Origin of the sequence: Xenorhabdus sp. TS4 (genome assembly GCF_014467265.1) — a bacterium.
Classification (GTDB): Bacteria; Pseudomonadota; Gammaproteobacteria; order Enterobacterales; family Enterobacteriaceae; genus Xenorhabdus; species Xenorhabdus ehlersii.
This window is the reverse complement of the sequence record NZ_NKHQ01000081.1, coordinates 37430-50795: the sequence shown is the minus strand read 5'-3', so window position 1 is coordinate 50795 and position 13366 is coordinate 37430. Positions and strand designations below refer to the sequence as shown.

Annotated in this window: 13 protein-coding genes; 2 read left to right on the top strand and 11 right to left on the bottom strand. The window is 42.4% G+C overall.

Features of this window, described 5'->3' with window-relative positions:
* Positions 1 to 242 precede the first annotated feature (242 nt).
* The 8 genes from nth to Xets_RS17505 form a co-directional block, all read right to left on the bottom strand.
* On the bottom strand, positions 243 to 875 hold the full coding sequence (gene nth / locus Xets_RS17540; RefSeq protein ID WP_099132405.1) for an endonuclease III: 633 nt from the start codon (positions 873 to 875) through the stop codon (positions 243 to 245).
* 13 nt (positions 876 to 888) lie between these two features.
* A complete protein-coding gene (locus Xets_RS17535) occupies positions 889 to 1593 on the bottom strand; it encodes an electron transport complex subunit E (RefSeq protein ID WP_187652227.1) in 705 nt (234 codons plus the stop codon).
* Between the two features lie 2 nt (positions 1594 to 1595).
* Positions 1596 to 2222, bottom strand: coding sequence for an electron transport complex subunit RsxG (gene rsxG / locus Xets_RS17530; protein WP_099132407.1), 627 nt, complete (start codon positions 2220 to 2222; stop codon positions 1596 to 1598).
* A gap of 16 nt (positions 2223 to 2238) precedes the next feature.
* Positions 2239 to 3318, bottom strand: a complete 1080-nt coding sequence (gene rsxD / locus Xets_RS17525; protein WP_187652226.1) for an electron transport complex subunit RsxD — start codon at positions 3316 to 3318, stop codon at positions 2239 to 2241.
* Positions 3319 to 3330: 12 nt separating this feature from the next.
* Positions 3331 to 5466 (bottom strand): electron transport complex subunit RsxC, encoded by a 2136-nt coding sequence (rsxC, locus tag Xets_RS17520; RefSeq protein WP_187652225.1) that lies wholly within the window; start codon positions 5464 to 5466, stop codon positions 3331 to 3333.
* Positions 5459 to 6082, bottom strand: a complete 624-nt coding sequence (gene rsxB / locus Xets_RS17515) for an electron transport complex subunit RsxB (RefSeq protein ID WP_099132410.1) — start codon at positions 6080 to 6082, stop codon at positions 5459 to 5461. The genes rsxC and rsxB overlap by 8 nt, the downstream gene beginning before the upstream one ends.
* Positions 6082 to 6663 (bottom strand): electron transport complex subunit RsxA, encoded by a 582-nt coding sequence (gene rsxA / locus Xets_RS17510; protein ID WP_099132411.1) that lies wholly within the window; start codon positions 6661 to 6663, stop codon positions 6082 to 6084. The genes rsxB and rsxA overlap by 1 nt, the downstream gene beginning before the upstream one ends.
* 117 nt (positions 6664 to 6780) lie before the next feature.
* On the bottom strand, positions 6781 to 7221 hold the full coding sequence (locus Xets_RS17505) for a DUF2569 domain-containing protein (protein ID WP_099132412.1): 441 nt from the start codon (positions 7219 to 7221) through the stop codon (positions 6781 to 6783).
* Positions 7222 to 7388: 167 nt separating this feature from the next.
* On the opposite strand from Xets_RS17505, the gene Xets_RS17500 reads away from it, so the two are divergent.
* Positions 7389 to 8429, top strand: a complete 1041-nt coding sequence (locus Xets_RS17500) for an oxidoreductase (protein ID WP_099132413.1) — start codon at positions 7389 to 7391, stop codon at positions 8427 to 8429.
* A 28-nt stretch (positions 8430 to 8457) separates the two neighbouring features.
* Positions 8458 to 9447 carry a bile acid:sodium symporter family protein gene (locus Xets_RS17495; RefSeq protein WP_187652255.1) on the top strand — a complete coding sequence of 330 codons (990 nt, stop codon included), beginning with the start codon at positions 8458 to 8460 and terminating at the stop codon, positions 9445 to 9447.
* Between the two features lie 39 nt (positions 9448 to 9486).
* Here the strand turns inward: Xets_RS17495 and add are convergent, their stop codons facing one another.
* From add to manA, 3 genes are all read right to left on the bottom strand, one after another.
* A complete protein-coding gene (add, locus tag Xets_RS17490) occupies positions 9487 to 10488 on the bottom strand; it encodes an adenosine deaminase (protein ID WP_099132443.1) in 1002 nt (333 codons plus the stop codon).
* A 76-nt stretch (positions 10489 to 10564) separates the two neighbouring features.
* Positions 10565 to 12028 carry a YdgA family protein gene (locus Xets_RS17485; RefSeq protein ID WP_187652224.1) on the bottom strand — a complete coding sequence of 488 codons (1464 nt, stop codon included), beginning with the start codon at positions 12026 to 12028 and terminating at the stop codon, positions 10565 to 10567.
* 126 nt (positions 12029 to 12154) lie between these two features.
* Positions 12155 to 13327 (bottom strand): mannose-6-phosphate isomerase, encoded by a 1173-nt coding sequence (manA, locus tag Xets_RS17480; protein WP_099132416.1) that lies wholly within the window; start codon positions 13325 to 13327, stop codon positions 12155 to 12157.
* Positions 13328 to 13366: the final 39 nt, after the last annotated feature.

The following is a 13366-nucleotide window of genomic DNA, read 5'->3' as shown; positions in this document are numbered from 1 at the left end:
ATCCACTGATATGGCAGTGTTGTTAGTTTTATGACAGCTTAATCCGTATTAGGTAACGTTTGAAAAAACGATATTTAGTTACAACATACTATTAAAACCACCCAAATAATCCAATTCATCTTAATTTACTTACAAATTTCAATAAGAAAAAAACAACAATGATATGGTTTTTTCAGTCTGCCTCCTGTAATTCCTGTAATGATTAAATAGGAGACAGACTAATGGAGATTTAAGATTTTTTATTATTCGGTTTTATCCGTATATTCACAAAGATCCTCAATAATACAAGAGCCACAGCGCGGCTTACGAGCAATGCAAGTATAGCGACCATGCAGAATTAACCAATGGTGACAATCAACCTTGAATTCGGCTGGCACAACTTTCAATAAGTTCTTCTCGACCTCATCAACATTCTTCCCTGGGGCAAATTGGGTTCGATTGCTGACGCGAAAAATATGTGTATCAACGGCAATGGTTGGCCAACCAAAAGCAGTATTTAAAACAACGTTAGCAGTTTTTCGACCGACGCCTGGCAATGCTTCCAGCGCCATGCGATCTTCCGGTATTTCTCCTTGGTGTTTTTCCAGCAATATCCGGCAAGTTTTAATTACGTTTTCAGCTTTAGTATTATATAACCCAATGGTTTTTATATACTCCTTTAAACCATCAACACCCAAATCAAGGATCGTCTGCGGAGTATTGGCAACGGGATATAGTTTTGCTGTTGCCTTATTCACGCTGACATCTGTAGCTTGTGCAGACAGTAATACGGAAATGAGTAACTCAAATGGAGTGTTGAACACCAGCTCAGTAGTTGGATGTGGATTGTTATCCCGTAAACGGGTGAGGATCTCAATCCGTTTTTGTTGATTCATATCTGGTTACTTTTCAGCCTCTTGTGATATGGCTTCCACAGCCTTTTTCTACGTTATATTGGCGTTCTTTATTTTCTGCCCGATTTTTGACGCGTTCATCAATGAGATATTTTCCTGCCAGCATCAGACCTAATCCGATAAAAGCACCTGGTGGCAAGATGGCAAGCAGAAAAGGAGAGTCCAGATGAATTATTTCAATACGCAGTGATTTAGCCCAACTACCCAGCAATAAATCGGCACCATCAAAAATAGTCCCGTTCCCCAAAATTTCTCGCATGGAACCCAATACAAATAAGGCGAAAGTTGCTCCCAGCCCCATTGACAGGCCATCAATCGTCGAATGGTAGATCGAATTCTTTGATGCGTAGGCTTCGGCACGACCAATCACGATACAGTTAGTCACAATCAGGGGGATAAAAATACCCAATGATTCATAGAGTCCGAAAGCAAAGGCATTGATTAACATCTGAACGGCACTGACGACAGACGCGATTATCATCACATAAATTGGAATACGGATTTCATGAGGTACCCAGCGACGCAATGCTGACACTGCCATATTGGTACTCATTAAAACCAGTGTTGTCGCTAATCCTAATCCCAGAGCATTGGTTGCCGTGGAGGAAACAGCCAATAAAGGGCAAAGCCCTAAAAGCTGTACCAATGCGGAGTTATTTTTCCATAGTCCCTGCATAAATAGATTTTTAGTTTCATTCATGATTATTTCTCTTCGCAAGTTGGCAGGGAAGAAAGTTGTGTCGGCACTGTTTCCAGATAAAGAGTGGTCCGTTTAACGGCATTGACAACAGCACGAGGCGTAATGGTTGCACCGGTAAATTGGTCAAACTCTCCACCGTCTTTTTTGACCGCCCAGTTGTGATCATCCTTTGACATGATTTTTTTGCCGGAGAAGGCATAGATCCAATTGGAAATTCTGGTCTCAATTTTGTCTCCCAAACCGGGTGTTTCATGGTGTTCAGTTACTCGAACACCCAGTACACTACCAGAAAAATCAGCGCCAACCAGTAATTGAATTGCACCTGAATAGCCATCAGGGGCTGTACTTTCTAACGCAGCGGCGACCGGAACGCCGTCTTTACGGGCGAGGTAAAGACGATGAGGCAGTTCATTGCCTAATGCATTGTTTGTCACTAGATAGCATTCATTTTGCAGATCATTGTCGTATAAAGTAGGGGGAACAACTTGATCCAGTAATACCTTATGCTGCAAAGCTGCCTGTTCGGCGATCCGATCCTTTGTTAATGAATAAACAATTGCTGTTAATCCTGTCGTACAAGCCGCAAAAATTGCGAGGGTAATACTGTGACGACGCATAGTTTCTAACATAGTATTCTCCCTTTTCCTATTTATGGCCGTAAGCATGAGGCTGGGTGTAATGGTCAATAAGTGGTACACATATGTTTGCCAGTAATACCGCAAATGCAACAGCATCAGGATAACCACCATAAACACGAATTATCCAAATAAGCCCACCAATAATGGCTCCGTAAATCAAGCGACCTTTTGGTGTTGTTGATGCGCTAACTGGATCAGTCGCAATAAAAAATGCGCCTAGCATGGTTGCACCGGAAAAGAGTTGCAATAAAGGCGGTGAATAACGAGTAGGCTCAAAGAGCCAACTAATCAATGCACAAATACCCAGTGACAAAATAAATGCAGTTGGAATTTGCCAGTTAATGATTTTTCGGTTGAGCATAATCAGGCCGCCAACCAAATAGGCAACGTTAACCCATTGCCAGCCAATGCCTGCTAAAATTCCTTGTAATATAGGTTGTTGCAATATTTCATCAATATTGTGAGTTAACCTGCCCGTTTTGAAACTGTCCAGCGGTGTTGCTTGACTTAATCCATCAATACCTTGTTGCAGTTGTAACAAAGTAGAGCCATCTGGCGTATGTCCTGTGAAAATAACCACCAGGCTATCCCATGGTGTTAAAGTGAATGTCTGTAAAGATTCTGGGGGCATCCAACTGGTCATTTGTATAGGGAATGAGATCAACAGAACGACATAACCAATCATGGCAGGGTTAAACGGATTTTGTCCAAGTCCGCCATACAGATGTTTAGCAATAATGACAGCAAAAAATGTGCCGAGCACGATTAGCCACCATGGTGCTAATGGTGGCAGGCTAATACCTAAAAGCAATCCTGTCACTAAAGCAGAGTTATCTTTGAGATAGGGAAGTATTAGTTGTTTTTTTAATGCGATAGCAGCAGATTCAGCTAACAATGCGGTAATGATAGCTAGCAAAATCTGGAACAATGTTCCATAGCCAAAGAAATAGGTTTGGGCAGCAATACCGGGTATGGCAGCTAAAACCACCCAAAGCATGATCTGGCTAGTGCTTTTTTGATTGTGTGTAAAAGGCGAACTCGCGACTTTTAGTTGGTTGTTGTCAGTTTTTACTGGCCTAAATTTCATCGATAAATTTCACTATTCGGTTGTAATTATTTGTTCTTCTTGAGCTTGAGCGGCTTTTTTGGCTTTGACACGAGCAATAGCTGCAGCAACAGCCGCTTTGCGTGGATCGGTTTCTTCCAGTTCTTCGGAAACAGCCGGAGGTAGAGGCGATTCAGGTTGTTTGTGTGCAACTTTCTTAGCTTTGGCACGCGCAATAGCCGCAGCAACGGCCGCTTTACGAGGATCAGTCTTTTCTGGTTCTGCGGAATCTGCCTGTGGTGGAATCGACTCAGGTTGGCTTTGCGCGGCTTTCTTAGCTTTGGCACGAGCAATAGCCGCAGCAACAGCTGCCTTACGTGGATCTTGTTTATCATCCGTGCTATTTTGTTGAGGTTCCTCTGGTGACGTTGTCACTTCTCCACTTTGTGCTGCCTTTTTTGCTTTTGCCCTGGCTATTGCAGCGGCGAGGGCAGCTTTACGCGGATCATTATCTTCAACCGATTTTGATGTATTTTCTTCTATATTTAAGCTTGTAGTAATTTGTTTTTCTGCCTGACGAGCACGCAACTGTTCTTTTCTGGCCTTACGTGCTGCAATTGCGGCCGTATTGTCAGGTAATTGGCCTGCTTGCACCATGATAGATTCGCCAGTATTTCCCTGTTTTTCCTTCGCACGGGCAAGAGCGGCTTGTACGGCACTTTTATCACTGCTATTTACTTGAACAGCCGCTTTCTTATGGCGTTCTTCACGCGCCAATTTTTCCCGTTCCAGACGTGCCTGTTTGGCTTCAAAACGCACCTTAGCTTCGGTAGAGCGGCGTGCTTCTGCTTCTATCGCCCATATTTCAGCTTTTTCCTGTCGGTAGTATTGAACCAGAGGGATGTTACTTGGGCATACATAAGCACAAGCGCCACACTCAATACAGTCGAATAAATGATGATTTTTGGCTTTTTCATGTTCTTGCCCTCGACTGAACCAGTACAGTTGTTGCGGCAACAATCCGGCAGGGCATGCTTCAACGCATAAGCCGCAGCGAATGCAGGCTTCTTCAATAACTTTGGGTTCCATCTCTTGTACCGAAGGTGCAAGAATACAGTTACTTATTTTGACGATGGGGACATTCAAATCAGGCAAAGTGAATCCCATTAATGGCCCCCCCATAATGACCATTTGTTCTGATCCTGGATTAAATCCGGCTTGTTGTAACAGGAAGTGAACGGGGGTACCGAGGCGAGTCCAGAAATTACCGGGAGAAGTGACAGCTTCACCTGTTAGCGTAACTACACGTTCGATTAACGGCTCGCCATCAATAATGGCTCGTTTTATCGCCACGACTGTCCCCACGTTTTGCATAAGAACGCCGATGTCAGAAGAACGACCGCCAGAAGGTACTTCTTTTCCGGTCAGGATCTTGGTCAGTTGTTTGGCACCACCAGAAGGATATTTTGTTGGAATAACGCGCACGATGATGGATTTATCACCATTAAGTGCTGCGTTTAAGGCATTAATTGCTTCGGGTTTGTTATCTTCAATACCGATCAACACCTGCTTTGGATTAAGCAAATGTATCAAAATATGGATACCTGCAATAATTTCTTTCGCATGTTCCTGCATTAAACGGTCATCAGCGGTGATATAGGGTTCACACTCAGCCGCATTGATGATCAGGGTTCTGAGATTGTGTCGTCCGCCTTTAAGTTTTATTTCAGTAGGGAAGCCAGCGCCACCTAAGCCAGCAATACCGGCTTGTTGAATGCGTTGCAATATTTCATTGGCATCCAGTGTCGTATAATCAGCGACTTGGTTACGTTCTCCCCATTGATCTTTACCATCAGGACGCAACCGGACACACAATTCTTTCAGCCCGGATGGGTGTGCCGTGACGCAAGGTTCAATTGCAATAATTGTCCCGGATGTGGAAGCATGAACAGGTACTGTTCTGCCTATTCCAAACGTTAAAGCCTGGCCTTTCAATACATTATCGCCCACTTTAACCAGCAGTTCTCCTTCTGGTCCCAAATGTTGCTGTAGGGGGATGATTAATTCATTCGGCAATGGAGCATGGCGTAATGGGGTACGGCTAGATTGCAGCTTCATTTCTGGTGGATGGATACCACCATCAAAATCCCAGATTTTATTTTTGTTAAGCAAGTTGAGCAGATTAAACATGGGTTTTAACCTCAACAGGCTTAGCAAGAGAGAACAAAGTGGGGTCTGGTGTTACGGGAATATTTTTTACTGGAATAGTGGTTAAATCCCATTTCCAATTTGAGGTAGTCGTAGCAACGGGAATCATCGTAATGCAATCTGTTGGGCAAGGTGCGACACATAGGTCACAGCCTGTGCAGAGATCTTCAACAACGGTGTGCATGGCACGGTTTGCACCAATAATGGCATCTACAGGGCAAGCCTGAATGCATTTTGTGCAGCCTATGCAATTTTGTTCATCAATGAAAGCAACTTTTCTGGCTGGATTTTGAACGCTATCGTCGCCATCCAACGGTTGTGGATCAACACCCAGCAATTCAGAGATTTTGATCATAACTTGCTCTCCACCGGGGGCGCATTTATTGATCATCTCGCCATTATTGGCAACCGCTTCCGCATAGGGGCGACAACCGGGATAACCACACTGTCCACATTGACTCTGAGGCAATAAGTTGTCGATATTTTCAACAATTGGATCTTCTTCTACTTTAAAACGACGGGCTGCAAAACCAAGGATTAAGCCAAAGGCTAATCCGAGTATGCTTAACACGCCGATAGCAATCCATAATGACATCATTAGAATTTCACCAAACCACTAAATCCCATAAATGCGAGGGACATTAACCCTGCTGTAATAAGCCCTATTGATGAACCACGAAAAGGGACAGGAATGTTGGCAACGGCCAAGCGTTCCCGAATGCCGGCAAACAGCACCATGACGAGAGAAAACCCCGCAGCAGCGCTGAAGCCATATACAGCAGATTGTAAAAAATCGTGGGATTGATTGACATTCAGTAATGCAACACCAAGTACAGCACAGTTAGTTGTAATCAGTGGCAAGAAAATACCTAACAAGCGATAAAGCGTCGGGCTGGTTTTGCGGACGACCAATTCCGTAAACTGAACGACAACCGCAATAACGAGAATGAAGCTCAGAGTTCGCAAATAAGCCAAATCAAGCGGGACAAGAATAAATGTGTTTACCAGCCATGCGCAGATAGAAGCTAGGGTAAGAACAAAAGTTGTGGCCAGCCCCATACCGATGGCGGTTTCAAGTTTTTTGGATACTCCCATAAATGGGCATAGACCCAAAAATTTTACTAAAACAAAGTTATTGACCAAGACTGTGCCAATAAATAACAAAAGGTATTCAGTCATTGCTATACCTGAAAATAAGATATTGGAAAATGGAACACTGCTTACATAGTTTGAGTAGAAATTCCCCACCTGAGTGTGGGGAAGCGGGGCAATGATAACAATCAATTGTGGGGTATGTTATCGATCTTGTGTGAAAGTCATTTTCACCCGATGGGAGCGTTTAATATAAGGAATGAAAACGGCAGCAGCCAGTAATGGCCATAATAGGGAGCGTATTGCCATTTCATCAGAAATAGGAGAAAAGGCGAAAGTTTTTATCGCTATCAGCACGGAAACCATCAGCCAAATAATAAAAATACGAGGGAATCGTTTCGAACGAATAAAAAGTAGCTTCAATACCCATACAGTAAAACACCACATCATTGTCGTGGTTAATACTGAGGCATACCACAACGCGGTAAAACCACCACCTATTTGATGAATAGCTTCATTTTTATGGATAAACGTCATTATATATAACAGTAACATCAAACTGGCAGCAATTAATGTCATGATTAGATATGCGGCAGGCGCTAATAACCAGCCATTAATACGATAATAATCATTGGACTGATACATAAGAAGTTTTCACTCCATCATGAGTGTTTTTGATATTGGGAAAATGATTATAGGAAAAAGATAGTAATACTGGAACCAGGATTATTTGCTAACGTGTGAGAGGTGGTGATACTTTCTGATGCCTGATTACGCGTTTACGATATTACGATCATTTCTTAGAGGCAGTTATGAGTGATTTTTTAAAAGTTGGTTTGGTAGGTTATGGCTATGCAAGTAAAACGTTCCATGCTCCATTGATTGCAGGAACATCCAATATTGAATTGGTTGCTATTTCCAGCAGTGATGCAGATAAAGTTAAAAAAGACTGGCCAACAATATCAGTTGTTTCTTCACCGGAGGAGCTCTTCCATGATCCCAACATTGACCTTATTGTGATCCCAACTCCGAATGATACTCACTATCCATTGGCACAACAGGCATTGACGGCAGGTAAACATGTCATCGTTGATAAGCCTTTTACCATTACGGTAGAACAAGCCCAATCACTGAAAAAGCAAGCGGAAGAAGCTAATTTATTGCTATCTGTATTCCATAATCGTCGCTGGGATTCTGGTTTTCTGACGGTTAAATCAATTATTAAAGAAAATAAATTGGGAACACTGAAATATTATGAATCCCATTTTGATCGTTACCGTCCTGCTGTTCGTCAGCGCTGGCGTGAAGCTGCCGGAGCCGGTAGTGGTATTTGGTATGATTTAGCTCCCCATTTACTGGATCAGGCCGTTCAACTTTTTGGCAAACCACAAGCCATCACAACAGATTTGGGCATGATGCGTCCGAATGCAGAGACGGCGGATTATTTTCATGCCCAGCTCACCTATTCTGATTTGAAAGTTGTATTACATGCAACCATGCTCGCAGCGGCAGAATCACCTATTTATACATTGCATGGTATGGCTGGCAGTTATACCAAGTATGGGTTGGATACTCAGGAAGAGCGTTTAAAGGCAGGGGAAAGGCCACCACGGGCTGACTGGGGATATGATGCACGGGATGGTTATGTAACGTTATCACAAGGTAATGATTTGGCTGCGAAAGTTGTTCCTACAGTACCTGGCAATTATGGCGCTTATTATGCCGCTATTCGTGATGCAATTTTGTTTGGAAAACCGAACCCAGTGACGGCCAGCGAAGCTATTTTGATTATGAAGCTTATTGAAGCAGGTGAAAAATCGGCAAAAGAACAGCGCACAATCTTAATTGACTAATTAAACGGTGGCAGGTGGGCTTATATTGATGAACATGTTGCAGAAATTAAGAATTGATCTTTTTTTAGTTATATTGATTGCGGTGGTCATCATTGCATCATTTTTTCCTTGTGAAGGTGAAGCTAAAAAGTGGTTTCAGTACTTCACAACGGCCGCTATTGCGTTGTTATTTTTTATGCATGGCGCGAAGTTATCCCGTAATGCCATTTTGGCAGGAATAGGGCACTGGCGGTTGCACTTGGTGATTTTCACTAGCACTTTTATTTTGTTTCCCATACTGGGTATGGGATTAAGTTTCATCGTGCCGGAATGGATGTCACCGACAGTTTATATGGGCTTTCTTTATCTTTGTGCTTTACCTGCCACGGTGCAATCGGCTATTGCTTTTACTTCTGTTGCAGGAGGAAATGTTGCTGCGGCGATATGCAGTGCTTCTGCTTCAAGCCTATTAGGCGTATTCCTGTCGCCATTATTGGTTGGTTTTTTGATCCAAACTCATGAGGGAGGTGCTCAAACTGATACCTGGAAGGCGATAAAAGATATTATCTTGCAGCTGATGGTGCCTTTTATGGTTGGACACTTATCACGTCCTCTGATTGCCCGTTGGGTGGAGAAACATAAAAAATTGGTCAACATGACGGATCGTTCTTCTATCTTGCTGGTGGTTTATGTTGCATTTAGTGAGGCGGTGGTGGAAGGTATCTGGCATAAAATCGATGCTTATTCACTTTTCATGATTGGGATCGTCTGCTGTGTTTTATTAGCTATTATATTAATAATTAATGTATATAGCTCGCGTTTGCTGGGTTTTGATAAAGATGACGAAATCACGATTGTGTTTTGTGGTTCGAAGAAGAGTCTGGCGAATGGCGTGCCAATGGCCAATGTATTATTTCCCGCGCCAATGGTAGGTGTGATGCTGTTACCGCTGATGATTTTCCACCAGATCCAACTGATGGTTTGTGCTGTCCTCGCTCAGCGTTATGCGCAGCGCCTAAAAACAAAAAAGGCAGAGTAGTTTTCTGCCCTTGGAACAATTTAGAATAAATAATGTTTCTTAGCGGTTGGCGACTTTTTCTTTCAGCGCTTGTTTTTCCGCTTCACTAAGGAATGCTGTTGCCAATCCATTAATCTGCGCCTGTCGGATCTGCGCTGGAGACAGCCCCGCTGCTGGCGCAGCAACGTTATACTCATGACGAATTTCAATACCTTCTACTGCCGGATCATCTGTATTGATTGATGCCAAAATCCCATGCTCAAGGAATTGTTTCAGTGGGTGAGCTTGTAAGGAACTGACTGTGCTGGTTTGCAGGTTTGATGTCAGGCAGGATTCAATACCGATGCCATGCTCAGCTAAATAATCCATTAGGGCTGGATCAGTGATTGCTTTGACACCGTGACCAATACGCGTTGCACCCAATTCACGAATAGCGTGCCAGATGCTTTCCGCACCTGCGGCTTCACCGGCATGTACACTAATATTCCAACCCGCGTCGCGCGCACGGATAAAATGTTGCTCAAAGAGATGGCCTGGGAATCCTAATTCATCACCGGCCAGATCTAATGCGGTGATATGTTGTTTATGGGCAAGAAGTCCAGCGAGTTCTTCGGTGCAAGCTTTTTCCCCAAATGTTCTACTCAGGATACCAATTAAACGGATCTGAATATCATGTTGTTGGCTTGCTGAGTGAATACCATCGATTACTGCTTCCACGACACCTTCAACGGCAAGTTGGTGCTTCATCGCCATGTAATAAGGGGAGAAACGCAGTTCAGCGTAGTCAAGACCCGCATTGACCGCATCTTTAACGTTTTCAACGGCGACTCTGCGACAAGCTTCTAAATCAGCAAGTACAGTCACACCCCAGTCCAATTTTTGCAGGAAGCTGACAAGGTTAGGTTCATTTTCAATGATTTGGACATAGGGACGTAATGCTTCCAGCTCATAAGCTGGGAGTGGGATATTATGTTGACGAGCAAGATCCAAAATGGTCTCAGGACGGATATTACCGTCAAGGTGACGGTGAAGATCGGTCAGTGGAAGCTGTATGTCAATCATTTTCTTATCCTTATTATCAAATTTTATATATACAAAAAAGCCAGTCAACGTGTTGACTGGCAAGAAAGTGAAAGCACTATTCTGCAAGGCCATTATCAAGCAGGAATTGATGTAAGCTGGATTCTTTGTCGTTTAATTTGACTTTATCATTAGCATAGAGGAAGTTAAGGCCAATGATACCGTCTTTATCAGTAAGGATTTTGTATTTAATCCCTTCTTGAGTTATTATCCTAACTTGTTGTTCTGCTTGAGCTTCTGCGGCAGCTTTATCCTGACCATCTAGCATCGCTGACTGCGCAATAGATTCTATCAACATGACTTTCGGTACATTAATGTGCAAGGACAATTCCTGAACCAGAGTACGAGCCATTTCTTCCGGTCCCATAAGTTGCCATGCACTTTTATTTTCCGGAATATTTTGTAAGGAAAGATTGAAATCTACTGAACTTTCACCTTTGCTGTTTTTCCAACTAAAAGGAGAAATGCTGAATTGTGGATTGTTATTCAGAAGGAGATGTAAGTTACTGAGGATCGCTAGGGAAGTCGTATCATAAGATACTTTATCCGTAGTCAAGGCTGTTTCTGCCGCATCATTATAGGCTTGGGTAAATTTACGTACAGACTGGCCATCGAGTTTTTCCATACCCAGAGCTAACTTACCAGAGCCAAACTCTATATCCTTAATCTTTACACCATCAATGCTATAAACGATTTTGATGTTCAGATTGTCTTTATCCTCACCTAAATTGGATGTCACTTTCATTCCCTTAAGAGCGATATTTGGCTCATTAGGAATTCCATTCATGCTGAATTCGCCAATACTGTAGCTTTGATCTCCGGTATAGATATCAAATTTACCTTTTTTATTATCGCCTTTAAAATCAATACCTTTAAGTGAAATTGTCTCTTTTTTGGTAGGATCACTAAAAGACAGTTCATCACTTTTGACTGTGAAGGAAAATTCACTTAGATCATGATTAACGTCGGCACTGATTTTTGCGCCTGAAAATGACAGAACCCGTTGGTCACCATTTTCATTCGTTTCCGTATGATTAATAGGGATCAGCTCAATGTTAGCAGAGAGCGCGCGGCTATAACTGACCTTAGCATCTAAATTAAACAGTGATTTTTCATTTGTGATATTAAATAGTTTTTTCAATGCGTCATTTTTTTCAAGTTCTGCGTGGACAGAGGCCATTTGGGGTATCAGGTTGAATCTCTTTAGGTTAGCAGTGGGAAATGGCCCATGATCAATTGTCGATTTGAAAATGATTTCTTCATTTGGCGGAATATCGGCATTTTTTACACCATTCTTGATGTTTAGGATTAAACGGACATCGGAGCTGAAAATACCTCGTTTGAAATCTTTTGCTTGCCATTCTATGCCACTTTGAGGAAACGATTTTACCAGTTCAGTGTTCGCCTGTTTTATAAAGCTATCTAAACGATCTTCAAGTTTCTTACCTGTATACCATGATGCTGCTGTCCATACAGCGCCCAGAGCAACAACAACACTTACTGCAACTAACGATTTTTTCATGTGGAAATCCCATCCTTTTAACGCGTATACATGGACGTATTATGCGTTTTGTATTTATGTCAAAATTCACTGAAAATATGATTAACTACCAATAAAAATAATCATAACCATATGAGTATAATAAAATTAATTAGATACTCTGGCTATTCTCCCCTTACCATAAACAGTTACGGCTTTTTCAATAGCAGGCAAGAAGATTGATTCACCTGAGAGTAATTTCAACTGCTGTTTATCAGTGCTGATCACTGCTTGCCCTTCAACACAAAATAGAACCGATGCTGAATCATTTTCCAATGAGATTGGTTGTTCTGAAACAGAATAAACAGAAAAACAAAAATCATTAACAGGAACAGGGTAATTCAGCACATCTTTTTCCTGTCTTGGCACGGTTAGCAAAGTATCGGCAGCTTTTGAAATAAAATCCAGATTAGCCATTAATTCAGGGACATCAATATGCTTGCTGGTTAAACCGGCACGCAACACATTGTCAGAATTGGCCATAACCTCCAAGGCGACGCCATCAAGATAGGCATGGGGAGTGCGGGCATATAGAAACATCGCTTGGCCGGGTTCGAGTTCAACGACATTGAGCAAGAGTGGGGCAAACAGTCCATTATCATCAGGATAGAATGAGGTCATTTTTTTGATGGTATCCCACGGTTCGCCCTGATGACAGTTTAATGCTGACTTTAAAACAGCCATCGCCAAATGCTTTTGTTCGTTTTGCATATTCAATAACTGTGAAAACAGAAACGACAGATTTTGTTCAATCGGTTGTTGGAGGAATGTTTGAATATCTGGATGTGCGGCAGAAACATAATCCAATAATTGCGCAATCTCAGATAAGGGTCTAAAAGCATTCATGGCCTTGAACGGAGTCAGCGCATAGACCAATTCAGGTTTATGATTATCATCTTTGTAGTTGCGTTGTGCTGAGTCTAACGGTATTCCTTGTGCATTTTCTTTGGCAAAACCTATTTCTGCTGATGTTTTATCAGGATGCACTTGAATAGACAGTGGTTGAGCTGCACACAATACTTTGAACAAGAAAGGCAAGCGCTGGAATTGCTGGGCTACTTTTTCCCCAAGGTATTTCTCTGGTTCTTTGTTGATCAAAGTATTCAAGGCGATAGTTTCACCTGTTTGAGGATCTGTTACCAGTGAACTACATTTTGGATGTGCTCCCATCCATAGTTCTGCCATTGGCTGATTATCAGAGTTCTCGATACCATAAATATCCGTCAGAGCGGTTTTACTTCCCCAGTCATAATGTTGGATTTTGTTGGTCATTTTCAGCATGGCGGAATTTCCTATAATAAAAAGTAACTTATTTGTGTG